Consider the following 23,407-nt stretch of genomic DNA (forward strand, 5'->3'; position numbering starts at 1 on the left):
CGAGATCCCCTATGCGCTTCCCGGCGTGGTGTTGGCGATTGCCTGCATTCTGCTCTTTGTCCGCCCACTGCCGATTATCAATGTGGCGCTCTACGGCACCCTGGGGCTCATTTTCATCGCTTACCTGGCGCGCTTTCTGGTGGTCTGCGTCAAGCCTGTCGCCGCCAGCCTGGCGCAGCTCGATCCCTCTCTTGAAGAGGCGGCGCAGCTCGCGGGGGCAGGCCCCTGGCGGCGCCTGGGCAGCATCATATTACCGCTGGTGGCGCCCGCGCTGTTCGCAGGCGGCCTGCTGGTGTTTCTGCTGGCAGTCAACGAACTGACCGTCTCAGCGCTACTCTGGAGCGCCGGTAACGAAACCCTCGGCGTACTGATTTTCAACCTCGACGAGGGCGGCGAAAGCGTGCTGGCCTCTGCGGTGTCAGTGCTGGTGGTGGTCATGGTCGCCTCACTGATGCTGACGCTCAGTTTACTGGCGCCGCGGTTACCCAAAGGAGTGATCCCATGGCAGAGCTAGGCACATCAGGGCTAATGATCGATCGCGTGACTAAGCGCTTTGGCGAACAGACGGCCGTGGATGCCTTGTCGCTGACGATCAATCCCGGCGAGTTTGTCGCCCTGCTCGGCCCCAGTGGCTGCGGCAAAACCACCATGCTGCGCATGTTGGCGGGGTTTGAGACAATCAACGACGGTACGATTCAATTAGCCAATCGTACCCTGGCAAGCGCTGATACCCATATGCCGCCTGAACAGCGCAATATGGCCATGGTGTTCCAGTCCTATGCGCTATGGCCGCATATGAGCGTGGCGGACAACGTCGGCTACCCGGTCAAACTGCGTGGCCTGCGCGGGGCGGCGTATCACCAAAAGGTGCAGCAGGCCCTGGCCCTGGTGGAGCTCGATGCTTATGCCGACCGCATGCCCCAGGCCCTCAGTGGCGGCCAGCGCCAGCGCGTCGCCCTGGCGCGCTGTTTGGTGAGCGACCCTTCGGTGGTGCTGCTGGATGAACCGCTGGCCAACCTTGACCGGCACCTGCGCGCCACCATGGAGCACAGCTTCCGCGATTTTCATCGGCGTACCGGCGCCACCTTGGTTTACGTCACCCACGACCAAACCGAAGCCATGGCGCTAGCGGATAAAATCGCCGTGATGAAAGCGGGTAAGCTGATTCAGTGGGGCGCCCCCGAAACGCTTTATCGGCAGCCGCGAACTACCTGGGTAGCGGGCTTTATCGGCCAGGGCAGCCAATTAAAGGTCGCCGCTGGCCACCCCGGAAAGCGTCTTGAGGGCGCTGCCCTGATGCGCGGACTGAATGCCATCGCGTCCGAGCGAACCCAAAGCGTGCTGGTGCGCCCTGAGCATATCCAGATCAGCGCAGCACCCGCATCCTCCGCAGCTCACACAGATAAACAGCTTGCCGCCCAGGTGGAGAGCGTGATTTTCCGCGGCGAGCGCTATGAGCTCACACTGCGCCTGCCCAGCGGGGAAACGCTGCTGGCCTACCATCCCAGCGCGCCTGACCTGGGTAGCCAGGTTGCCGTCGACCTTCATCAGGGCTGGTGCCTGGAGCCCGACCAATGAGTGTCACTATCGAGATTCTCAGTGGTTTAGGCGCCAAAGGGCCTGCTGCGATAGTGGTAGAAGCCCAGGGAAAACGCCTACTGCTGGATGCAGGCGGAGCACTCCACCCGGATGACACCATGACTTGGGCGAACAACCTGGATGTGGATGCCGTACTGATTAGCCACGACCATATTGACCATATCGGCGGCGTGGCCGAACTAGCAGAGGACGTGCCACTTTACTGCACGCCGCTGGTAGCCAAGGCCTTGCCTCACAACCGCGCGTGGCGCTCCTTGCCCGAACGCGGCACGTTAGAGGTGGAAGGCATCACCGTTACCACCGGTCAGGCGGGGCACTCCCTAGGCGGAGTGTGGCTGCATTTAGCGGTGGGAGGCGGCATTTTCTATAGCGGCGACGCCTGTTTTGAATCACGCCTTTTTCCGTTTGATACACCACCACCGGCGCGTATTGCGCTACTGGATGCCTCCTACGGCAGCTACGACCAGCCCCAAGCGTATTGTGTTCAGGCTATTAGTGAACGCCTTGATCAGCCACTGGCGTTTCCGGTGCCGGAGACCGGTCGCGCCCTGGAAATGGCACTATGGCTGGCGGAAGAGGCGGATCGGCGACAGTTAACGCTTGCTATCGACCCCGTGATTCGCGACAACCTGGCCGCGCTCTTGGCACTGCCTGTAACACTGCGTCGGCCAGGGCTCGACCACTCGATTCGCTCGCTGTTAGCACGGCAAAACGCTTGCTCGCCAACCCTTCAGTTGATGTGTGACCGCAACGATGTGCCGGCACAGTGGCCCGAACACCACCTGCTTCACACTGGTTATCTAACCCCTGATCGCCGCGCCCAGTTAGCCGCGGCTGAAATAAGCTGGCAGCGCTGGAATGTTCACCTGCGTGCCTCGCATCTGGTAGCGCTCGCCAACCAACTGGGCGCATTACAAGTAATGCCGCTATTTACCCAATTTAGTGATAGCGAATTAAACGCCTGGCAGGGGCTACTAGGCGATCGCCTCTGCACTGCCCAGCGTTTCTCTACTCATTCACGTTTAGTCACCTTTTCTGTTTAGGGAGTTTTCATGTCCGCAGTCATTGTCGATGTTGACGGTACCTTAGCCGAGTTTCATCCCCACCAGGTCAGCGACTGGGTGCTGGGCAGCCAAAAACAGTGGGAACCCTTCTTTGCCCATATGGCCGAAGCGCCGGTGATCGAAGCGGTGGCCAAACTGGTTAAGATCCTGAAGGCTCAAGGTCAGCAGATCGTGATTTGCAGCGGCCGCCCGGATAGCCACCGGGCGCATACCCAGCGCTGGTTAGAGCGCCACACCATCCCCTTTGATGCCATGTACCTGCGCCCTGAAGGCGATGATCATGTGGATGATGAAGAGGTAAAAGCTGCCCTGCTCGAGCAAATGCGCAGCGACGGCTTTGCACCTTGGCTGGTGCTGGATGACCGTGACGCCGTGGTCGCCCAGTGGCGCGCGCTCGGGCTTACTTGCCTGCAGTGCGCGCCGGGGGATTTTTAAGCGCTTGCCAGCCTCGCTCGCTGTTGCCACACCAGCACTGCCAAGGGCACCAGTGCGACGGGGATTAGCAGTAGGTTAAGCGTCGCCCAGCCTAAGCCGCTGACCATGGGCCCAGCGAGCAACGCAGTGATAGCGGCGGTGCCAAAGACTAAAAACTCGTTGGCGGCCTGGGTGCGCGCTTTATCTACCGGGCGGTAGCTCTCAGTAAGCAGACCGGTGGCGGGCAAAAAGGTGAAGTTCCAACCCAGGCCCAACAGAATCAACGCCACGTTGAAGCCGGCTAAGCCGATACCCCACTGGGCGACCAAGGCACTTGCTACCAGCAGCAGGCAGCCCACCACAATGACCTGCTTGGCGCCGAAGCGGGTGGCCAAATGGCCGGTAAAGAACGAGGGTAAAAACATCGCCACCACATGCCACTGAATGGTCATGGAAACGTGGTTAAAGTGGTGCCCTGCCCCCGCCATGGCGAGCGGCGTGGCGGTCATGGCCAGATTCATCACGCCATACCCGACCATCGCCGCGCTCACCGCCACAATAAATCCAGGCTGGCGGAGTATCTTGCCCAACGGTAGTGCGCTGCCTTCGCCGTGGGTACGGGATGCAGGCGGTAGCCGTGTCAGCATCAGCACCACTAGCGCCAGTGCGTAGATCGCGGCTAACCCCATAAAGCTGCCCAGAAATGGCACCTCTCCCAGCTCACGACTCACCCTAGACAACCACGGCCCAGCGAACGCCGCCAGCACACCGCCCCCCATCACCAGGCCAATCGCCCGGTCGCGCAGCTGCGCGGGAGCGGCCTCCACCGCGGCAAAGCGATAGAGCTGGCCAAACCCAATGCCGATACCAATCAACCAGGTGGCCAGCAGGAATAGCCCAAAATGCTCACCGATCAGCGCCTGTACGGCCGTCAGCGCGCCCACCAATCCGATGATATTGCCCAGCACAAAGCCGCGTTTACGCCCTAGCCTGGCCATGATTAACGAGGCAGGTATGGTGGCACACATCAACCCCAGCCACTGGGTGGCGACCGGCGCAGTCGACCAGGACGCACTTGGCGCCAAAGAGGCCCCAATCAGCGGCGAGACGGCAATCAGCAAAACATTACCGGTAACCAGTAGCGCCTGGCAGAGCGACAATAGGGTGACGGTTAAAGGCATGAAACGCTCTCCTGAATAGAATCATCTGTATGGGAAGACGCAAAGCGCTGGCGATAGACCGAGGGCGATACGCCGTAATAGCGCTGAAACTGGCGGCGCAGCTGCTCCGCCCCACCCAGCCGCCAGCGTTGTGCCAGGCGCTCAAGGGAGAGCTGTTCGCGACCGTTGAGCAGCGCCAGACGCGCTTGCTCAAGGCGTAGTTGGGTGAGGTAAGCGCCGGGGGTGGTATTTAAGTAGCGTCTAAATAGCCGGGTTAAATGGCGTGGAGAGACCGCCATCATATCCGCCATGCTCTCAATCCCATGGTCCACGCTGGGATCGGCGTGGAGCTGATCCAGCAAGCGGCGCAGCGGCCCCGCTTCTTGTTGGTGCCGCAGTATCTCGCTGAACTGGGACTGTCCACCTGGGCGCTGTAAAAATACCACTAACTCACGGGCCACTCGGCCAGCCAGATCAGCACCGTGATCTGCCTCTACCAGCGAAAGCGCCAAATCAATCCCCGCCGTAACACCGGCGCTGCTGTAGCGGCCGTTGCTTTTGATATAGAGCGCATCGGGCTCAACGCTTAGTGCGGGGTACTCATCCGCCAGTTGAGGCGCATGGCGCCAGTGGGTGGTAACACGGCAGCCATCCAGCAACCCTGTAGCGGCTAACAAAAATGCACCTGAGCAGATCGACCCAAGCCGCCGAACCGCTGGGGCGACGTCACAAAGCGCCTGTTTCACAGCGGCTATATCACGCTGCTGCATCACACCACTGCCCCCCGCCACCAACAGCGTATCCAGGGGCAGTAAATTAGCCAGTTGATGGTAGGTGTGCGTAGCGTGCACGGCTAGGCCGCCGTTGGTGGCAACCGGGCCAACGGCATCGGCGACCAGGGTCAGTTGGTAGAGCGGCTGGGAGCTTAGCGCATTGGCGCTGGCAAACACCTGCCAGGGGCCGCTGACATCCAGCAGTTGGCAGTCGGGGTAGGCAAATAGAGCAACATGGCGAGTCACAGTCTCTCTCCGCTAAGGGGGAATCGAAGCATTAGAGAGAGTGTCAGCGCTGCGGCTTATGTCGGCAAGGACGATTACCCCACCGATAGGGACATAGCGATAAATTCACTAGGCCTAGGGCTGGAATCAGGGGCTGGAATTAAGGGCTGGAGTCAGCCCGTCCTCTCAAGCGGCGCCTCCATGCGGCGTACACTGGAAACGAAGTCGCTAAAGCGCTCACCCTGAATCAACACATGGTCGCTCAGGGCTTGCTGCGCCGCCACGGGATCGCCCTGTTCAATGGCTTCCACAATGGTTTGGTGCTCGCTGAGGGAATTATTTACCCGCTGGCGCACCTGGAGCTGCAGGCGCCGGTAAGGCTTTAAACGCTGCTTCAGCTGACGCGCTTCGCTGGCCAGAAAGGCGTTGTGGCTAGCGGTGTAAATGCAGTCGTGAAAGCCTTCGTTTTCGTAGTAGTACTCGTCGCTATCACCGGCTAGCGCCGCTGCTTCGCAGCGCTGGTGGGCTTCTTTTAATGCGGCCAGTTCCTGCTCGGTGATCCGCCGTGCCGCTAGGCGTCCGCACATGCCTTCAAGTTCCGCCATCACTTCGAACATCTCGATCAGTTGATCAATGCCCACTTTCGCAACGAAGGTGCCCTTCTTAGGCGAAACGGTCACCAAGCCGCTGGCGACCAGTTGCTGAAAGGCTTCGCGCACTGGGGTACGCGAGACCTCAAACTCACGACCCAAGGCTTCTGGATCCAGGCGCTCTCCCGGTAAACGGCGGCCATTGATGATGTCATCCTCAAGAGAATCTCTTAAGCGCTGAGCATTGGATCGCTTGGTGCCCGTCATGTTTTACCTCCTTGGATCGCGGCCCATCTTAGCCGTTTAATGCTGCCATATAGTTGACATTAGCATACGTAGCGCCTATTGATATATATATCAGCCTAGCTGATAAACATATTAAGCTCATCCAAACACACAACAACAACTGTTGGAGACGCACATGCAACGCTATTTGATCTCTACTGCCGCCGCCCTTGGTCTCGCCATTGCGGCTTCCCAAGCCTCCGCCGATACCGTGCTGCGCGCGTCCCACCAATTTCCTGGAGGCCAGGGGGATGTCCGCGATGAAATGGTACAAATGATGGCCCGCCACGTGGCCGAAGCGGATGTGGGTCTGACCATAGAAGTCTACCCCGGCCAATCGCTGTTCAAAGCGCGCGAACAGTGGGGCGCCCTGGCCCGGGGCCGCCTGGATATCACCTCGCTGCCGCTGGATTATGCCAGCGGTCGGCACCCAGAGTTTTCTGCCACGCTAATGCCTGGCTTAGTGCGCAACCAGGCACACGCGCAGCGTCTGAATGACTCCGAATACATGGAGATGATCAAAGCGGTGATCCTCGATGGCGGTGCTCGAGTGCTCTCAGACGCATGGCTATCAGGCGGCTTTGCCTCTAGCGAGCGCTGCATAACCTCACCCGATACCGTCGAGGGCCAGAACCTGCGTGCCGCTGGCCCCGCCTTTGAAGAGATGCTAGAAGCCGCCGGCGCCTCCATCGCTTCTATGCCCTCTTCCGAGGTCTACACCGCCATGCAAACCGGCGTTCTGGACGCCGCAAACACCTCGTCGATGTCGTTTATCTCTTTCCGCCTCTACGAACAGGTCGAGTGTTTGACCGAGCCAGGCGACTTCGCGCTGTGGTTTATGTACGAGCCAATTCTGATCTCCGAGCAGGTGTGGCAAGGGCTTAACGAAGAGCAGCAGGCGGCACTGATGGAAGCCGGTGAAGCCGCAGAAGCCTTCTTTGCTGAAGAGGCTGCCGCCATCGATCAGGAGATGGTCGAGCTTTACGAGGAGAACGGCGTCGAGGTCGTTAGCATGAGCGAAGAGGACTACAACGCTTGGCTGGAGATAGCCCAGGAGACCTCTTACAAAAACTTTGCAGAGAACGTTCCCAACGGTCAAGCCATTATCGATGCAGCGCTGGCCGTCGAGTAAGCAACCGCTAATTGCCTAACGGCTCGGCCATTCCAACCGGAGTGGCCGCCTTCTACTGATGCTTGCTTAGCTTGGCGAGATAACCGGCTTGAAGAGGGAAATATGGCACCTGTAACGACTCACAATGCCCTTGCACGCAGGGGCATCATTGGCGGCTACATTCGCGTCATGGATAGGCTCTCGCGGCTTTCCGCCTATTTAGCCTGCGCCATGTTTATCGCTGGCGTATTAGTGATTTGCCAGATGGTATTTATTCGCTACTTACTCGGAATGAGCACCAGTTGGCAGACCGAATTCACTATCTTCTCGGTAACGGCAGCGATGCTGATGGGCAGCCCCTATGTGCTGATGACCGGTGGCCATGTCGCCATCACTATTGTTCCCGATGCGCTGGGCGGCATTTCCCGCACCATCATGCGTTTGATCGCTTCGCTGTTTGGGTTGGGTTTCTGTGCCGCCCTGGCATATGCCAGTTGGGTGTATGTATTTGAGGCACTCCACGGCGGATGGACCACGGGTTCCGTCTGGAATCCACCGCTGTGGCCCGCCCTGCTGCCCATGGCCATCGGCGCCACCCTGCTGTCGCTGCAGTATGTGGCTGAAATTCTGCGTGGGGAGAGCTAAGCATGGATCCCATTACCTTAGGTATTATTGTCGCCATCGCGCTAATTGCGCTGATGGCTATTGGCACCCCTATCGCTTTTGCCCTGGGCGGTGTATCGCTGCTGGCACTGATTTACGACCGTGGCCTGTCCGAGCTCACCTACTTCGGGGAAACCTTTTTTGACCGCATCGCCGAGTTTGGTTTTGTCGCCATTCCGATGTTTATTCTGATGGGCGCCGCGGTGGCCTCTTCCCCCACCGGGCGCGACCTGTATCGCTCGCTGGATCTTTGGATGGGCAAGCTGCCGGGGGGCTTGGCGGTTTCCAATATCGGCGCCTGCTCTATCTTTGCTGCGCTCTCGGGTTCATCCCCCGCCACCTGTGCAGCGATTGGCAAAATGGGCATTCCCGAAATGCGCATGCGCGGCTATCCCGATGGCGTCGCCGCGGGCTGTATTGCCGCAGGTGGCACTCTGGGCATTCTAATTCCGCCGTCGGTCACCATGATTATCTACGGCATCTCCACCGAAACCTCTATTGGTCGACTGTTTATTGCCGGGGTAGTGCCAGGCTTTATGCTCGCGGGCCTGTTCATGATCTGGACGATGATCGCCTGCAAGTTGGCCGGTGGCTATAACAACCCGATGGCGGAGTCGGTCGAACGACTCAAACAGAACGTTAAACAGAATGTAGATACCAACCTGAAAGCGCTCGTCCGTGTTCTGCCTTTCCTAGGCGTGGTCGCGGGCATCCTGTTTGCCCTGTATGGCGGGGTGGCAACACCTTCAGAGGCGGCGGGCGTGGGTGCATTCCTCTGTCTGGCGCTGGCGATTCTGATCTACCGCATGTGGCAGTTGGGCCCGATCAAACTGATCATGCGCGACTCGCTGCGGGAAAGCGTAATGATCATGCTGGTGATCGCCACCGCAGAAGTGTTCGCCTATGCACTCTCCTCCATGTTTATTACCCAAACCGTGGCCGCCGCGATTGCCGACCTGGAGATCAACCGCTGGGCATTGATGGGGGTGATTAACCTCTTCCTGCTGGTGGCCGGTTTCTTCCTGCCCCCCGTGGCCGTGATCGTAATGACCGCGCCGATTCTGTTACCCATTATTCTGGCGGCTAACTTCGACCCTTACTGGTTTGCGGTGATTTTGACGATCAACCTTGAGATTGGCCTGATTACGCCGCCGGTGGGCCTCAACCTGTTCATTATTAAAGGCATCGCGCCGGATATTTCGCTGCGCGACATTCTGATGGGAAGCTTGCCCTACGCGCTGTGCATGGTGCTGGGTATCTTGCTGCTGTGTCTCTTCCCAGGCATCGCGCTTTGGCTACCTAACTTGATCATGGGTTAAGGAGTTCGACCATGAACATGCTGTTTTTGCAGGAGCTGTTCAACAACATCACCCAGCGTGACGCACTGTTGCGCCGCCGCCATCCCGAGACCTTAACGCCCGACCATGGGCAGTTGGTTAACGCCTGCCACAAGCTGTTGGAAAGCGATGGCGAAGCCTCCAGCATTGCACTGGCAAGCCGCGCCCTGGCGATTTACCAGCGCCTTTCGGCGGCTGAGAAGAGCCGCTTCTTTGCCCGCCTGACGGCTGACTTTGCGGCCGAGCCCGGCCCCATTGACGCGGCCTATCTGGCCTATCAAGAGGTTCGCGACAACCAATCGCTACAGCGCCTGTTTGAAGCCTGCGAGCCACGACGCCAAGAGCTTTTCCGGCGTTTAAACCTGGCCAGCGACGGCACCTATGAGCTGGTTAAAATGCGTGAAGACCTGCTGGCATTGCTACGTGAGCAGCCCGAGCTGGCGGCTATTGACGACGATTTCGCCCATCTGTTCGGCTCCTGGTTCAACCGCGGCTTTTTGATGCTCAAGCGTATTGATTGGAACACCCCCGCGTCGATTCTCGAGAAGATCATCCGCTACGAAGCGGTACACGAAATTCAGGACTGGGACGATCTGCGTCGGCGGCTGGATGCCCGTGACCGGCGCTGCTTCGCCTTTTTCCACCCGGCGATTGGTGACGAGCCGCTGATCTTTGTGGAGGTGGCCCTGCATAAGGGTCTGCCAAGCCGTATTCAGCCCATCCTCTCTGGCGAAAGCAGCTATAGCAAAAAAGGTATCGACGACCCCGAAGATGCCGATACAGCGGCGTTCTTTGGTATCAGCAACTGCCAGACCGGGCTGCGCGGCATCTCCTTCGGTAACTTTTTGATCAAGCAGGTAGTCCAGGAGCTCTCCCAGGAGCTACCGCAGCTTAAATACTTCGTTACGCTCTCGCCGGTGCCTGGCTTCGCCCAGTGGCTGCAGGAGCAGCGTGAGGATGAGCAGCTTCCCGCGTCGCTGCGTAAATCACTCAAAGGGCTTGAAACACCGGGATGGCATCAGGACAAAGCCCGCGAAGAGGAGCTCAAAGCCATTATTCGCCCGCTAGCCGCCCGCTATCTGGTCGAAGAGAAGAACCGCCACGGCCTGCCACTCAACCCGGTGGCCCGCTTTCACCTCGGCAACGGCGCTGAACTCCACCGCATTAACTGGTTGGGCGATATCTCCGAGAAGGGCTTTAAACAAGCCGCCGGACTGATGGTTAACTACCTCTATGTGCTGGACGATATCGAACGCAATCACGAAAACTATACCGCCAAGGCGACCGTTGCTTGCTCCAATGAGGTGCGTGACCTCGCCAAACGCGCCCGCAAGCTGGCCAAGGGAGAGACCACCAAATGAGCCACAACCTATTTGAAACCTTTGCGGCCAAAATGCGCGAGTGCGCAGAGGCCGATTTTATTACCACCCGCGACGGCCGCCGCTATCGCTACGCCGATGCGCTGACCATCAGTGCGCAACTTGCCGGCGCACTAACCGAGTTAGGCGTTAAGCAAGGCGACCGCGTTGCCGTGCAGGTGGACAAAAGCCCTGAAGCCATTTTGCTTTACCTGGCCTGCCTGCGCATCGGCGGCGTCTATCTGCCTTTAAATACCGGCTATACCGGCGATGAGATACGCTACTTCTTAAACGACGCAGAGCCGGCGCTGTTTGTTTGTCGCCCCCAACTAGCAGAGCAAGCGAGGGCGCTCGCTGCTGAAACCGGCTGCCCGGCGGTGGCCACCCTGGGCAGCGCCGCCGATGGCAGCCTGATGGAAACCGCCCAAGCGGCAACGCCACGAGAGGAGGTCGTAGCGCTTGGCGAGCGCGACCTGGCCGCGATTCTCTACACCTCGGGCACCACCGGGCGCTCCAAAGGCGCCATGCTGACGCACAAAAACCTCGCCTCTAACGCCGAGACCCTGGCCAAAGCCTGGCACTTCAGCGCTGATGACCGGCTGATCCATGCGCTGCCAATCTTCCATACCCACGGTCTGTTCGTCGCCTGCAACGTCACCCTGATGGCGGGCGCCAGCATGCTCTTCCTTCCCAAGTTCGATGCCGATGTGATTTTTGACGAGCTGCCCCGTGGCAGCGTAATGATGGGCGTACCCACTTTCTATACCCGTCTGGTGCAGGACGAACGACTGACCCCAGAAGCGACCGCCAACATGCGGCTGTTCGTTTCTGGTTCTGCCCCGCTCACCGCCGAGACCCACGAGGCGTTTGAAGCCAAAACGGGGCATGCGATTCTTGAGCGCTACGGCATGACCGAAACCAATATGAACCTCTCCAATCCCTATGAGGGGGCACGGCGGGCGGGCACCGTAGGTATGCCGCTACCCGGCGTGGAGATGCGCATTACCGACAGGGAAACCGGCGACGAGGTGCCTTTGGGTGAGATTGGCATGCTGCAAATTCGTGGCCCAAATGTGTTTATCGGCTACTGGCGGATGCCTGAAAAAACCCGTGAGGAGCTATTAGACGACGGCTTTTTCATTACCGGCGATCTCGCCATGGTCGACGAGCAAGGCTATGTGCATATCGTCGGTCGTGACAAAGACCTGGTGATTTCCGGCGGCTACAACGTCTACCCCAAAGAGGTGGAGCAGGTGATCGACGAGCTCGATCAAGTTGCCGAATCCGCGGTCATCGGTCTACCGCACCCTGACTTGGGCGAGGGCGTTACCGCCGTCGTTGTACGACAGCAAGGCGCTGAGCTTGGAGAAAACCAGCTTGAAGAGGAGAAAGTCATCGCCCATTTAGATGGCCGGTTAGCTAAGTATAAGCAGCCCAAGCGGGTCTTCTTTGTCGATGAACTGCCGCGCAATACGATGGGCAAAGTACAGAAAAATGAACTGCGCAAGCGGTTCAACGACACTTACCGAACCTCCTAACTATCCGTCTTGAAAGCACAATTCTCCCAAGATTTTGCCCCGCAGCATGCGGGGCATTTTTTTGCGAAAAGGAACCATTTGCTCTACGAAATGTTAAGGTAAGGTCACTTAACAAACGATGGAGCAGACTGCCTTGACTACGCCTACCGTTACCAATGGCATCACCGCCACCGAGCTATATAAGTTAGTCAGTCAACCAGCGCACAACAGCGCTGGAGATGGATCCCTTGAGTGGCCTGAGGGCACTATCAGCCTGGATGAGACAAATCAGACCCTGATCTGGGAGCTTAACGATTACGGCAACTTGCCGATTACCCTGTCGCGCAGCGAAAATGAGTGGGTCGCCATGGCGCCTATCGTTGCCGTGGAGAGCGTTAAAAACACCACAGAGCTCAACGAAGTACTGCTGCGCCAGGGCATTGCGTTACCGCTGGCTTCCGTGGGCATTGTCGAAATCGACGGTCACGACTTTTATGTGGCTTACGGACAACTGTTTGGCGACTCGAAACTTGAATCAATTTGCGCCGAGCTGCACGCCACGGCCAGTGCCGCCATGGATGTCGCCGAACTGATCCAAACCCATTTCGCCTAACGTTCGTTAATTGGTCAATGTCACCTGCTAGGTGGCACTTTACACTCCTTTTTTAAGAGAAATTTCTTATGTTAAGCAAAATCATGACCGCCCTGCGTGGCAAAGCAAATGAAACCGGTCAAGCGGTGGTGGACTCCCAGGCGCTGCGCATTTTAGACCAGGAAATCCGCGACTCGGAAAATCACCTGAGCCAATCTAAAACCGAACTCACCCGACTGATGGGCCAGCGCCAGCTAAACAGCAATAAAGCCGACACCCTGGAAAGCAAAATTGCCGAGCTGGAGAAAAGCGCTGAGGCCGCGCTGGATAAAGGCGAGGAAGCGCTGGCGGTGGAAGTCGCCGAGCGCATGGTGGCGCTACAGGATGACCTGGAAGCGGAGCGTGCCATTATTAGTGAGTACGACGCCAGCATCGAAAAACTGCGCGGCGCCATTCGTGGCACCGACAACCAGCTCCGCCAGCTCAAGCAACAAGTGAGCGTGGTCAAAGCCACTGAGTCAGCGCAGAAAGCCCAATCCGCCGTGGCCGCTCGCCACTCGGGCCAGAACAGCGCCATGAGCAGCGCCATGGAATCCCTGGAGCGCATTAAAGAGCGCCAACAGCTTAACTCAGCGCAAATGCAGGCGGCTGACGATATGGCCGCAGAAGAGAGCGGCAGCTCGCTGGAAGCCCGTTTGAAAGCGGCCGGTGTGGGTGGCCAGAATCGTAAAGCAGACGACGTGCTAGCGCGCCTGAAAGCGAAGAAAAACGCCGCACAGGAATAAGCGTTAAGAGCAAGCCAGCATTTAAATTTATTAGGGAGCCAGGCCATGTTTAACACCCTCAAGGCACTTTTTCGCGCTACTACGGAGAAGCCGCCCGAGCCTAACGAAGGCCGCCCGGTGGCCGCTGGCCTGCCTATGGGTATCAGCCAGGAAGACCTTGAGGGCCTTCGTCTGGATGGGCGCGTCAATATTAAGCTGATCGGCCTGCGCGCCCACCCCGATGCGCTGTTTCGCTGGGATGACGACGCCTACCACCATATTGCCGCCGTGGGGCACGTCGATCTTGGTCAAGGAGCGCATCTGGTGCGCTTCTATCTGGATAACGACACTTGGCTGCAGGCCAATATTGAGAACGGTCAGGTGCTTGAATATAAGCTGTTCGACTTTTACCGTGTTGCCCATCTTTCGGACACTGAGTTTGATGACGCCATCAACGGAAAAGATAAACAGCCCGATAGCATCGGCGCCCAAACCATCGCGCTCACCTCAACCACTGAGGAGGCGCGCAGTTGCACCTATCAGCGAGTGTGGGGGAATGGTGACAGCCTGTGGTCGCCGCCGGTGGTTTTCGAAGAGCAGGTAATGACCACCGAGAGCGTGTCGGCGCGCCATGTGACCCACCATGCCATGCTCTATGAGCGCCCCATCGAAGGCGCTGAACGTATGGAGTACTTACTGCTGAGCGCAGAAAGCGATGGCGAAGGCAGCTTTATGGTGGTGCACAATGTGGGGGTAGATGTGGCCTCCGTCGATATCGACGCTGTTTGACCCGCAAGTCTATTTTTAAGCTACTGAAAAGGAAGCAACCACCATGGTGAATTACCTCTACGGCCTGCCATCATTTATCGCCTATCTAGTCACGGCGATTGTACTGCTCGCCGCCTTTATGTACTGCTACAGCCGGATTACCCCGCACCACGAGTGGACGCTGATTCGCGAAGGTAATGCGGCCGCTGCTTCCGCATACGGCGGCTCCATTTTAGGCTTTACCATTCCGCTATACAGCGCGATGGCCCACTCGATCAACTTTATCGATTTTGTACTCTGGGGCATCGTGGCCTTTATTGTTCAGTTGGCTACCTTCTTCGCAGTTAAGCTGTTTCTGCGTAAACAGGGCGAAAGCTTGTCTCAGCACATCACCGAAGGCCACCAGGCCTACGGCATTTTGATGGCCAGCGTGGCCGTGGCAGTCGGCTTGCTCAACGCCGCTTCGATGACTTGGTAACGACGACGTGGTAAAGGAGAGCCTGCATGTCTAAACACGATAGTACCCCTCATTTGCCGCGCCGCAAGCGCAGCGGGCGCTTGTCACTGGCGATGATGGGCGCCAGCGCCTTTGGTCTTACCGCCTGTGGTCAACCGCCCCAGGAAGAGCAGATCACCGATATAGAGTTCGATCAGCCGCGCAGCTTTCAAAGCGTCGAGGATTGCGTGGCGGAGAATGTCTACACCCGCAGCGCCTGCGAAGACGCCTACGAAGCCTCTCTGAAAGAGGTGCCGCGCTATAGCACGCTTGAAGAGTGCGAAGCTGAAAATGGTGAAGGCGCTTGTACTGCTCCAACCGACGAACAGTCCCAGGCCGCAACCGGAAGCACCGGGGGCAGTTGGTTTATGCCCGCCATGATGGGTTATATGGTGGGCAGCATGATGTCCAACACCAACCGTGGACGCTCCTTCGAGCGGGTGTATCAGGAACCGGTCTACCGCAATCGTCAGAACCAAGGCAACTGGAACACGGCCTCTAGCCAGGCGACTCAGCGCGTCACCCAGCGTAACGATGCCATGCGTAGCTCAGTGGTTCAGAACCGCAAAGCAGCGTCGCAGCGCAGCGGTTTTGGTTCACGCTCCTCGGCGCGGGGTGGCTGGGGCTCTTAAGCCGCCAGCAAAGGTTACTATGCTGCGAATCGATATCCCTGAAAGAAGCAATTGGAAAGCCCTGGCCCACGAGCTGGGCTTTCATTTTCATACCATCGACGGGGAGCCCTACTGGAAAGAGGACGCCTACTACCAGTTCACCCTAGAACAGGTAGAGCGGGATATCGAAACGCCTACCGAGGAAGTGCATGAGATGTGCATGGAACTGGTGGACAAGGTCTGCCACTCCAATGCGCTTATGCAGCGTTTGGCACTGCCCGAGCATATGTGGGATAGCATCCATAACTCGTGGAAATCAGGGCAGCCGCATCTCTACGGGCGAATGGACTTTGCCTATTCAGGCGATGGCCCGGCGAAACTGCTAGAACTCAACTACGATACGCCCACGTCGCTTTACGAAGCGGGCTTTTTTCAGTGGGTGTGGCTTGAGCAGGCCATCGCGCAAGGTATCCTGCCGCGACATGCGGATCAGTACAACTCGATTCAGGAGCACCTTCTCAATGCCATGGCGCACCTTGGTGATCGCATTGAAGCGCGCACGCTGTATTTCTCCTGCATCAAAGAGAACACAGAAGAGCGCGCCACCGTGCACTACTTACAGGATGTGGCGGTGCAGGCAGGCCTCAAGGCACCGTTTATCTATATGGAAGATATTGGCATCAATCCTGGCGCTGAACACTTTGTTGACCTGGATAACCAGCCCATCCACGCCCTGTTCAAACTCTATCCGTGGGAAGAGATGGCCGACGATGCCTTCGGCGAGGTTATCCCCCAGCTAAACACCCACTGGTTTGAACCACCCTGGAAAGCGATTCTGTCTAATAAGGGTATTCTGCCCCTGCTATGGGAGCACTTTGAGGGCCATCCCAATCTGCTACCGGCGTTCTTCGAGGATGCCAACAGCCCGCCACTACCGGCAGGCTGGGTGCGTAAACCATTCTTCTCCCGGGAAGGCAGCAACGTAGAGCTGATCACCCCCGCAGGTCAGCGCGAGGCCGTGGACGGTCCCTACACCGACAGCCCATGGATTCGCCAGGCCTATCACCCGATGCCCCGCTTTGGTAACAATCACGCCTTAATTGGCAGTTGGGTGGTGGGCGACCGCGCCTGTGGCATGGGCATTCGCGAAGACGTAGGCCGCATTACCAAAGACTCCTCCTGCTTCGTACCCCACGCGATCGTGTAAACGCAAGTACCAAAACACGCTTATCCAGGCTGGACAGCCCTCACAAAAAAAGCTGAAATCGTTGCTACTACCCTAAGTAGAGTGGTAAGTATCACTCTACTTCTCACCCTGAGCGCTATTGAGCAGCGCCGTTAGGGCCACCGTTTACTTTGGAGCAACGGCGAACATGATGGCGCGCTGGAAATCCCTACCTCTACGGCTTCGGCTATTTCTCTCCTTTGGGACAGTCTTAGCACTCGCGATGCTTTTGGCGCTCTATCTTCAAGCGCGTTCACACAGCCAAGCGCGGTTGGATAACCTGCTTAATCAAGAACTACCGGCACAGGTCAAAGGCCTGGCAGCGCATATAAATCTCAGCCTTAGCCAGGATCTTGCCATTTCCGAAAGCTTGGCCAATAGCTACTTTATTGAGCAGTGGGTTCGCGACGGCTTACCGGAAGAGCGACAGAACGACATTACGGCTTATTTAGCGCGCCTTATGGAGCAGTTAGACACCGAGCTGCTTTTTATCGCCGCTCAACACCAGGGCCGGGGTTACTATTTCCAACTGCGCAACGGTGAATTTCTGCAGCGCACTATCCAGCCCCCCGGCAGCGAAGATGACTGGTACTACGATTTTACCGACAGCGATAACACCTACGAACTGAATTTAGATAGCGACACCTTCTCACCCGACGATGCCTTTGTGTACGTCAATTACCGCAGCGCGGTCAATGCCGCCAATGGTCGACCGCTGGTCGTGGCTGGTGCTGGACTCGATCTCTCCCAAATGGCCAGTTTGATTGATGACTTTCGCTTAGGCGGTAGCGGACACGCCTCGTTGCTCAGCGCCGAGGGGGAGCTGCTTATTCGCAGCGACCAAGCCAATCGTAGTGATGACGCAACAGCCACCGAGGCCTTACCAGAGCAAGCGTCGCAGCGTTTACTGCAAAACGAGCAGCTACAGGTGCAGGAAGCGATGCGTGACGGCCAAGAAACGTTGGTCAGCACTATCTGGCTCCCCGAGCTGCAGCGCTACCTGATGGTGGAAGTGGATAAAGAGGCGTATCTGGCGTCCACCCGAGAGCGCTTCCTGGAGTCCAGCGGTATAGGGCTGCTCATTCTGCTCGTTGGGTTGCTGGTACTCTACCCGCTGACTGGCAGCCTCATCCGCCCGCTGATTAATTTCCAGCGCCAGTTGAAAGACATCACCCACAGCCTGGATCTTTCGCGTAGGGTCAGCACTGATGACAAAGCCGAGCTTGGCGACTTAGCCAATCAAACCAACGAGCTCCTTGAGCGCCTCTCCCGCGCTATTGCGGCGGTGGCCAAAAACGCTCAGGCGCTAACCCAAGTGGCAGACCGGCTGGCAAAAACTGCCGGGCTTTCCGGTGTGCACGGTAGCGATATCGATCATGAAGCGAGCCAAACCATGGCCGCAGCGGTGGAGGAGATGGCCTCTTCGGTAGCGGAAATCACTTCCACCATGGAGGAGCTCTCTACCTCATCCACCCAAATCGCCGACCACTCCCAATCGGTGGTCGACGTTGCCAATCAGACACTAGAGCGCAGCCGAAAAGGCAGTTCGGCCATGCAACTGCTACAGTCAAAAATGCAGGATATCCGTAGCGACAGCGAGCAGAGCCTGACAGAGATCATGACCCTGGGGGCGAAATCCAAACAGATCAACAAGGTGATGGAGCTGATCAACACCCTGGCCGCTCAGACCAAGCTGATCGCATTTAATGCCGCCTTGGAAGCCTCAAGCGCAGGCGAATCGGGCCGCCGCTTTTCGGTTGTCGCCAGCGAGATACGCCGCTTGGCTGACAGCGTGACCGACTCAACTCAAGAGATTGAAGCGCATACCGATGATATTCAGACAGCGATTAATCGCTTAGTGGTGGCCTCTGAAAAAGGCGCCTCCTCAATCGAGCAGGGCGTTGAGGCAAGCATGAGTACCGCCCAGGATCTGGAGGCGCTGCTCAAGGCGGCGAGCCAAACCAGCAGCGCGGCCCAGCAGATATCGCTCTCCACGCAGCAGCAAAAAACCGCCAGCAGCCAGGTGGTGATGGCCCTACGCGATATCGATACGGCCAGTTCTCGCAACGCGCACTCAGTGCGCAGTATTACCGATATTAGCCAGGACATGATCCATATGTCGGCTGAGCTTAACGCGCTGGTGCAGGAGTTCACCCTAACAAATAAAGATCGCTGATAAGGATACCGGATGAGTGTAATTCGGGTAGTCATTGCCGACGACAGCCAAGTAGCCCGCGACGTGCTACGCGATATCCTCAGCCGGGACGATGATATTGAGATCGTGGGGGAAGCCACTAATGGCCGCGAAGCGGTGGAGCTGGCCAAGCGCCTTGCGCCGCAGCTGATCACCATGGATCTCAATATGCCGGTGATGGACGGCTTGTCCGCTATCGAAGAGATCATGTACAGCAAAGGGGTACCCATTCTGGTGGTCAGCGACCGCTCCGATGCGCAAACGGCCTATCAAGCCCTTGAGGTAGGCGCGTTGGAGGTGATGCCTAAACCCACTCTGGAAGGCGCCGATGCCGAACGCTTGCTGGAGCGTGTACGCTTGCTTTCCGGCGTGGCGGTCATCACTCGTCTACGTCGACGCGGCTCAGCACCTCCCCCTACTCCCCCGAAACCAGCGTTTACGGTAACGCCACGGGGGGTGCCGCGTAACTTCCAGCACGTGGTCGCTATCGCCTGCTCAACCGGTGGCCCGCAAGCCTTAGTGCGGGTGCTGCGGAGGCTACCCAGCGGGTTTCCAGCCCCCATTGTGATCGCCCAACACATCAGCCATGGTTTTATTGATGGCATGGCGCAATGGCTGGCATCCCTTTGCACTATGCCGGTTAGCGTGGGCCAAGAGGGCGAACTACTACGCCCTGGGCATATTTACTTATCACCTTCCGAGCGTGATCTATGCGTATCCTCCCGCCACCGTTTCCAGCTTCAACCCAGTCCTGAATGCTCCCTGTACCACCCCTGTTGCGATGTGCTGCTGCAAAGTGTCGCAGAGGTCTATGGCAGTGATGCGATTGGCATTATTTTAACCGGCATGGGCCGCGATGGAGTGAATGGTATGCGGGCGATACATCGCGCAGGTGGAACCACGTTCGCACAAGATGAAGCCAGCTCGGTGATTTATGGCATGAATCAGGAGGCCGTTAAAGCGGGCGTCATACAGTATGAATTACCGCTCGATAGCCTTCCGGATCGGCTGCTTCGCGATGTCCGCGGCTACATGGATAGCCGACCGGAGCCTCTGGCATGAGTGAGTTTGCTCCCTTCAAAGCCCTGGTACATCAGCGCTGCGGGTTACACCTAGAGGGCTTGGCCGAAGCCCGGCTTTTCCGAGCAGTCGCCAGCTTGCAGGCCTCCACTGGGCTAACCGACACCACCCAGCTCCTCAGGAAAATAAGCCGCGACCCGGCGCTATTCGATCAATTTGTCAGCCAGTTAACGGTCAACGAAACCTATTTTTTTCGCGAACCTGACGCCCTGGACTGGCTGGTCAACACCTATTTACCGGAACGCCTAACGACAGAGCAGCCGCCGCTCTCCATCTTCAGCGCGGGCTGCTCTTCCGGTGAAGAGCCCTATAGCGTAGCGATGATGCTGTCTGAGCGCTTTGGCGAGCGAGCCAAAGCGCTGTTTACCCTTACCGGCGGCGACTTGGATCACCAAGTCCTCGCCAAGGCACGCCAAGCGGTTTATGGCGGCATGGCGTTTCGCGCCCTCTCCCCCGCCTTCAAAAAGCGTTACTTCAGCCCCCACCAGGGCCGCTACAAGCTTCACGAATCGCTGCGCCAATGGGTCACCTTTCGCCCGTTTAACCTGTTAAACGCCAACGAAGACAGCCCCGGAGGCCCCTTTGATGTCATTCTGTTTCGCAATGTCTCGATCTACTTTGATCAGCAGACACGGCGCCATATTCATCAGCAGCTTAGCCAATTGCTGGCCCCCAATGGCATTTTACTCTGCGGCGTCACCGAAACCCTGGGTAACGATCTCGGCGTGTTTGAATTGACCGAAGCTCAGGGCATATTTTACTTTCGCCATGCAGAGCATCCCGCAATAGTGCCAGCGACTCCCCTTCAGCCCTCATTACTTGCAATGGACAACATGGCTGAAGAGAGCATTAGCGTTGCTGAGAGCACGAATAAACAGATAGCGTCAGACAGCTGCACTGATGTGGCCCCCCAAGCGCCACATCAGCATGCGACGGAAAATGAGCCAACGGATAGCATTAGCCACCAACTGCACACCGCTCATCGGTTGCTCAACCAAAATGCTTTTGACGACGCCGCGACGCTACTTGAGGAACTGCTTAAGCAACAGCCGTGGTCGATCGATGCGCTAGTGCTGGCCGGGTTGGTCGCCCGCTGGCAGCAGCAGCCCCAGCTCGCCTACGACCATTTTAAGCGGGCTATTTACGTCGCCCCGGAGTGTTGGCCGGCCCATTTTTACTTAGCTGAACTTTATCGCCAAGGCGAACTGACCGGCAAGCCTGCTCAATGCCAGCGTAGCTATGCCGCGGTGGTTCGTTTGCTGACCACCGCGCCCACCTCTAATGGTGGCCTAGACACTATCACTCCACCGCTACCGCCAGGTGATGCGCGCTTTCTAGCCGAACGTTATTTAGACGCGGTTAACCTAACACTGGCATCAACCAGTACCACACAGGGAGTGGGTTAATTATGGCGCTGGATATTCGCCGCTTTATACAGCGCTTTGTGGAAGAGGCAGCCGACCACCTGCCCCGCCTGCGCGAAGGCGTTAGCGCACTGGAGCAGGGCCATGCTGATCGCGAACAGATCAACGAGCTGTTCCGCGCAGCACATACACTGAAAGGCTCGTCGCGAATGCTTAAACTGGAGCCGATTACGGCGCTGGCACATAGCACTGAAGAGCTGCTCAGCGCTCTGCGCGACAGCACCCTCACCGCGACCCCGACGGTGACCAGCCTGCTCAGCCAGGCGGTGGATGGTCTTTCTGACTTAGTCAGTCGACTCGCCGAAGGCGCAACAGGTGACGACCTACCAGCGGCGGATGAAGCGCTATGTAGCGCCCTGGAAGCGGCTGCCCTCGGCCAGCTTCCCCCCCTGCCCATTACTTCCGCTGAGGCGATGCCGTCCTCTGCACCAGCGCTACTGTCCTCCTCAACACCGCCTTCCTCCGCTGCGCTGGTGACGGAGAGCGAACTGCGCCTTAGCGATACGGTGCGGGTTCGCCTGGATCGACTGGACGATGTTATTCGTTTGATGGGCGAAGTACTTTCCGGCCACCATCATTTACATACCCTAGTTGACCAAGCCCGTGAGCTAAGCACCACCCTTCCTGCCGAACAGCAAGGGCCTTTTCACGCCTTTCACCGAGAGCTGAAAGATAGCGTGTTAAGCCACGATTCACTGATGAGCGACCTACACGACCGGGCACTGCAAATGCGCATGCTGCCGCTAAGCGTGGCGTTTGATCCACTCGCGCATATGTCCCGAGAATTGGCCCAGTCACTCGGCAAACAGGTCGACTGCCGAGTGAGAGGCAGCGAAATCGAACTGGATCGCCAGATGATTGACCGGCTGTCGGATCCGCTTATTCACCTGCTGCGCAACGCCTTGGATCACGGTTTAGAGCTGCCTGCCGAGCGCCAGGCAGCGGGTAAGCCTCCCCGTGGGCAGTTGATTATCGAAGCCTGGCAGGATGCGGACTGGGTAGTGGTAGAGATGCGTGATGACGGCGCGGGTATTTCGCTTGAAGCAGTGCGCCAGAAAGCGCTCGCTAAACAGCTGGTCAGCGAAGAGCAACTCCTTGCGCTGAGCGAACAGGAAACGCTAGAGCTTATATTCCTGCCGGGTTTCTCTACCAAGAGCATGATCACCGATTTTTCTGGCCGCGGTGTGGGCATGGATGTGGTCAAGCGCACCGTGGTAGATGAGCTTAACGGCGATCTGCAGCTTGCCAGCGAACGCGGTAGCGGCACGCGCTTTACTCTGCGCCTGCCACTCTCGTTGGCGATGATGCGGGTACTGCTGGTCAGCGTCGGCGGCGTCAACCTAGGGGTAACGGCGCCCTACGTATCAGAGTTGGTAGAGTGCTCATCACAAGCATTTATTGATGCTGCGGGTCAGCGCACGCTGATTTTACGCAATGAATTTGTGCCGGTGGTATCGCTAGCCCAGCTGCTTGAGCTACCTGAGACGGCGTCAGGTACTGATACCACCCTACTGCTGGTCGTCCACCAGCGGCACCAAAAGCTTGCTCTGATTATTGACTCACTGATTGATGAACGCGATATGATCATCAAGCCGCTGCCTGCGCATCTTCGTTATTTACCGTTGGTCTCGGGCATGGTTTCCATGGGCCGCAATGCGCTGGTAAGCCTACTCCACGTACCCGCTTTACTGGAAGCCACCCGACACGGCACCCAGCGTGCTAACGAAGAGCGTGCCTCCGCCGCTCTCGCGAAACGCATTTTGGTGGTCGACGACTCACTGAATACCCGCGAAATAGAAAAAGATGTGCTCGAAGCGTGGGGTTACCACGTCACGCTGGCCGAAAATGGTCGCGATGGATTAGCCAAAGCATTGGCAGAGCCTTTTGATGCCGTACTTACCGACGTTGAAATGCCGGTAATGGATGGCTTTGCGCTGACTGCCCGACTGCGCGAAAATGAGGTTTATCGTTATCGGCCGATCATCATTATCACCTCGCGGGAAAAAGAGGCTGATCGGCGTCGCGGTATTGAAGTCGGTGCCGACGCCTATATCGTCAAAGGTAGTTTTGACCAAAACAATTTAGTAGAGACGCTCCAGGCCCTACTGGGCTAACGGTGAGCGTTACTGATACACCATAAATGCCACAACAACCATG

General features: G+C 57.7%; 22 protein-coding genes. 19 read left to right on the top strand and 3 right to left on the bottom strand.

Going from position 1 to position 23,407, the window contains the following annotated elements:
- From JI62_RS23020 to JI62_RS19945, 4 genes are all read left to right on the top strand, one after another.
- Window positions 1–514 (top strand): ABC transporter permease (locus tag JI62_RS23020; protein ID WP_240513312.1); only part of this gene is annotated, 514 nt, incomplete at its 5' end.
- Complete coding sequence (locus tag JI62_RS19935; RefSeq protein WP_088701849.1) at window positions 502–1,578, top strand: ABC transporter ATP-binding protein; 1,077 nt, start codon at window positions 502–504, stop codon at window positions 1,576–1,578. The genes JI62_RS23020 and JI62_RS19935, both read left to right, overlap by 13 nt.
- Window positions 1,575–2,642: an MBL fold metallo-hydrolase gene (locus JI62_RS19940; protein ID WP_088701850.1), complete on the top strand. Its 1,068-nt coding sequence runs from the start codon at window positions 1,575–1,577 to the stop codon at window positions 2,640–2,642. The genes JI62_RS19935 and JI62_RS19940 overlap by 4 nt, the downstream gene beginning before the upstream one ends.
- A gap of 9 nt (window positions 2,643–2,651) precedes the next feature.
- A complete protein-coding gene (locus JI62_RS19945) occupies window positions 2,652–3,098 on the top strand; it encodes an HAD family acid phosphatase (protein ID WP_088701851.1) in 447 nt (148 codons plus the stop codon).
- Here the strand turns inward: JI62_RS19945 and JI62_RS19950 are convergent.
- The 3 genes from JI62_RS19950 to JI62_RS19960 form a co-directional block, all read right to left on the bottom strand.
- Window positions 3,095–4,258 carry an MFS transporter gene (locus JI62_RS19950; RefSeq protein WP_088701852.1) on the bottom strand — a complete coding sequence of 388 codons (1,164 nt, stop codon included), beginning with the start codon at window positions 4,256–4,258 and terminating at the stop codon, window positions 3,095–3,097. The two genes, JI62_RS19945 and JI62_RS19950, sit on opposite strands and share 4 nt — an antisense overlap.
- Window positions 4,249–5,256 carry a GlxA family transcriptional regulator gene (locus tag JI62_RS19955; protein ID WP_088701853.1) on the bottom strand — a complete coding sequence of 336 codons (1,008 nt, stop codon included), beginning with the start codon at window positions 5,254–5,256 and terminating at the stop codon, window positions 4,249–4,251. The genes JI62_RS19950 and JI62_RS19955 overlap by 10 nt, the downstream gene beginning before the upstream one ends.
- 152 nt (window positions 5,257–5,408) lie before the next feature.
- Window positions 5,409–6,092: a GntR family transcriptional regulator gene (locus tag JI62_RS19960; protein WP_088701854.1), complete on the bottom strand. Its 684-nt coding sequence runs from the start codon at window positions 6,090–6,092 to the stop codon at window positions 5,409–5,411.
- A 154-nt stretch (window positions 6,093–6,246) separates the two neighbouring features.
- Between JI62_RS19960 and dctP the strand changes: the two genes are divergently transcribed.
- The 15 genes from dctP to JI62_RS20035 all read left to right on the top strand — a co-directional run bounded on the left by dctP (window position 6,247) and on the right by JI62_RS20035 (window position 23,364).
- Entirely contained in the window at window positions 6,247–7,242 is a 996-nt protein-coding gene (dctP, locus tag JI62_RS19965) for a TRAP transporter substrate-binding protein DctP (RefSeq protein ID WP_088701855.1), read from the top strand.
- Window positions 7,243–7,344: 102 nt separating this feature from the next.
- Window positions 7,345–7,866: a TRAP transporter small permease subunit gene (locus JI62_RS19970; RefSeq protein WP_088701856.1), complete on the top strand. Its 522-nt coding sequence runs from the start codon at window positions 7,345–7,347 to the stop codon at window positions 7,864–7,866.
- 2 nt (window positions 7,867–7,868) lie between these two features.
- The gene (locus JI62_RS19975) at window positions 7,869–9,203 is read left to right on the top strand and encodes a TRAP transporter large permease (protein WP_088701857.1); all 1,335 of its coding nucleotides are present in this window, start codon (window positions 7,869–7,871) and stop codon (window positions 9,201–9,203) included.
- Between the two features lie 11 nt (window positions 9,204–9,214).
- Window positions 9,215–10,582 carry a malonyl-CoA decarboxylase gene (locus JI62_RS19980; RefSeq protein WP_088701858.1) on the top strand — a complete coding sequence of 456 codons (1,368 nt, stop codon included), beginning with the start codon at window positions 9,215–9,217 and terminating at the stop codon, window positions 10,580–10,582.
- Entirely contained in the window at window positions 10,579–12,117 is a 1,539-nt protein-coding gene (locus JI62_RS19985; RefSeq protein ID WP_088701859.1) for a malonate--CoA ligase, read from the top strand. Before JI62_RS19980 ends, JI62_RS19985 begins: the two co-directional genes overlap by 4 nt.
- A gap of 133 nt (window positions 12,118–12,250) precedes the next feature.
- On the top strand, window positions 12,251–12,709 hold the full coding sequence (locus tag JI62_RS19990) for a DUF2170 family protein (protein WP_240513313.1): 459 nt from the start codon (window positions 12,251–12,253) through the stop codon (window positions 12,707–12,709).
- Window positions 12,710–12,777: 68 nt separating this feature from the next.
- Window positions 12,778–13,473: a PspA/IM30 family protein gene (locus tag JI62_RS19995; RefSeq protein ID WP_088701861.1), complete on the top strand. Its 696-nt coding sequence runs from the start codon at window positions 12,778–12,780 to the stop codon at window positions 13,471–13,473.
- A gap of 45 nt (window positions 13,474–13,518) precedes the next feature.
- Window positions 13,519–14,241 (top strand): DUF2491 family protein, encoded by a 723-nt coding sequence (locus tag JI62_RS20000; protein ID WP_088701862.1) that lies wholly within the window; start codon window positions 13,519–13,521, stop codon window positions 14,239–14,241.
- 43 nt (window positions 14,242–14,284) lie between these two features.
- The gene (locus JI62_RS20005; protein WP_007112741.1) at window positions 14,285–14,698 is read left to right on the top strand and encodes a DUF350 domain-containing protein; all 414 of its coding nucleotides are present in this window, start codon (window positions 14,285–14,287) and stop codon (window positions 14,696–14,698) included.
- 26 nt (window positions 14,699–14,724) lie between these two features.
- Window positions 14,725–15,348, top strand: a complete 624-nt coding sequence (locus JI62_RS20010; RefSeq protein ID WP_088701863.1) for a DUF1190 domain-containing protein — start codon at window positions 14,725–14,727, stop codon at window positions 15,346–15,348.
- 19 nt (window positions 15,349–15,367) lie between these two features.
- The gene (locus JI62_RS20015) at window positions 15,368–16,534 is read left to right on the top strand and encodes a glutathionylspermidine synthase family protein (protein ID WP_088701864.1); all 1,167 of its coding nucleotides are present in this window, start codon (window positions 15,368–15,370) and stop codon (window positions 16,532–16,534) included.
- 166 nt (window positions 16,535–16,700) lie between these two features.
- Window positions 16,701–18,728 carry a methyl-accepting chemotaxis protein gene (locus JI62_RS20020; protein WP_088701865.1) on the top strand — a complete coding sequence of 676 codons (2,028 nt, stop codon included), beginning with the start codon at window positions 16,701–16,703 and terminating at the stop codon, window positions 18,726–18,728.
- Between the two features lie 12 nt (window positions 18,729–18,740).
- Entirely contained in the window at window positions 18,741–19,808 is a 1,068-nt protein-coding gene (gene cheB / locus JI62_RS20025; protein WP_088701866.1) for a chemotaxis-specific protein-glutamate methyltransferase CheB, read from the top strand.
- The gene (locus JI62_RS20030) at window positions 19,805–21,232 is read left to right on the top strand and encodes a CheR family methyltransferase (protein WP_088701867.1); all 1,428 of its coding nucleotides are present in this window, start codon (window positions 19,805–19,807) and stop codon (window positions 21,230–21,232) included. Before cheB ends, JI62_RS20030 begins: the two co-directional genes overlap by 4 nt.
- Before the next feature lie 2 nt (window positions 21,233–21,234).
- Entirely contained in the window at window positions 21,235–23,364 is a 2,130-nt protein-coding gene (locus JI62_RS20035; protein ID WP_088701868.1) for a hybrid sensor histidine kinase/response regulator, read from the top strand.
- The last annotated feature ends 43 nt before the right edge of the window (window positions 23,365–23,407 follow it).

Origin of the sequence: Halomonas campaniensis, from assembly GCF_002211105.1 — a bacterium.
Lineage (GTDB): Bacteria > Pseudomonadota > Gammaproteobacteria > Pseudomonadales > Halomonadaceae > Vreelandella > Vreelandella campaniensis_A.

Coding starts and splice junctions, on each gene's coding strand:
- JI62_RS19935 (WP_088701849.1), top strand. CDS start 502: ATGGCAGAGCTAGGCACATCAGGGCTAATGATCGATCGCGTGACTAAG.
- JI62_RS19940 (WP_088701850.1), top strand. CDS start 1,575: ATGAGTGTCACTATCGAGATTCTCAGTGGTTTAGGCGCCAAAGGGCCT.
- JI62_RS19945 (WP_088701851.1), top strand. CDS start 2,652: ATGTCCGCAGTCATTGTCGATGTTGACGGTACCTTAGCCGAGTTTCAT.
- JI62_RS19950 (WP_088701852.1), bottom strand. CDS start 4,258: ATGCCTTTAACCGTCACCCTATTGTCGCTCTGCCAGGCGCTACTGGTT.
- JI62_RS19960 (WP_088701854.1), bottom strand. CDS start 6,092: ATGACGGGCACCAAGCGATCCAATGCTCAGCGCTTAAGAGATTCTCTT.
- dctP (WP_088701855.1), top strand. CDS start 6,247: ATGCAACGCTATTTGATCTCTACTGCCGCCGCCCTTGGTCTCGCCATT.
- JI62_RS19970 (WP_088701856.1), top strand. CDS start 7,345: ATGGCACCTGTAACGACTCACAATGCCCTTGCACGCAGGGGCATCATT.
- JI62_RS19975 (WP_088701857.1), top strand. CDS start 7,869: ATGGATCCCATTACCTTAGGTATTATTGTCGCCATCGCGCTAATTGCG.
- JI62_RS19980 (WP_088701858.1), top strand. CDS start 9,215: ATGAACATGCTGTTTTTGCAGGAGCTGTTCAACAACATCACCCAGCGT.
- JI62_RS19985 (WP_088701859.1), top strand. CDS start 10,579: ATGAGCCACAACCTATTTGAAACCTTTGCGGCCAAAATGCGCGAGTGC.
- JI62_RS19995 (WP_088701861.1), top strand. CDS start 12,778: ATGTTAAGCAAAATCATGACCGCCCTGCGTGGCAAAGCAAATGAAACC.
- JI62_RS20000 (WP_088701862.1), top strand. CDS start 13,519: ATGTTTAACACCCTCAAGGCACTTTTTCGCGCTACTACGGAGAAGCCG.
- JI62_RS20005 (WP_007112741.1), top strand. CDS start 14,285: ATGGTGAATTACCTCTACGGCCTGCCATCATTTATCGCCTATCTAGTC.
- JI62_RS20010 (WP_088701863.1), top strand. CDS start 14,725: ATGTCTAAACACGATAGTACCCCTCATTTGCCGCGCCGCAAGCGCAGC.
- JI62_RS20015 (WP_088701864.1), top strand. CDS start 15,368: ATGCTGCGAATCGATATCCCTGAAAGAAGCAATTGGAAAGCCCTGGCC.
- JI62_RS20020 (WP_088701865.1), top strand. CDS start 16,701: ATGATGGCGCGCTGGAAATCCCTACCTCTACGGCTTCGGCTATTTCTC.
- cheB (WP_088701866.1), top strand. CDS start 18,741: ATGAGTGTAATTCGGGTAGTCATTGCCGACGACAGCCAAGTAGCCCGC.
- JI62_RS20030 (WP_088701867.1), top strand. CDS start 19,805: ATGAGTGAGTTTGCTCCCTTCAAAGCCCTGGTACATCAGCGCTGCGGG.
- JI62_RS20035 (WP_088701868.1), top strand. CDS start 21,235: ATGGCGCTGGATATTCGCCGCTTTATACAGCGCTTTGTGGAAGAGGCA.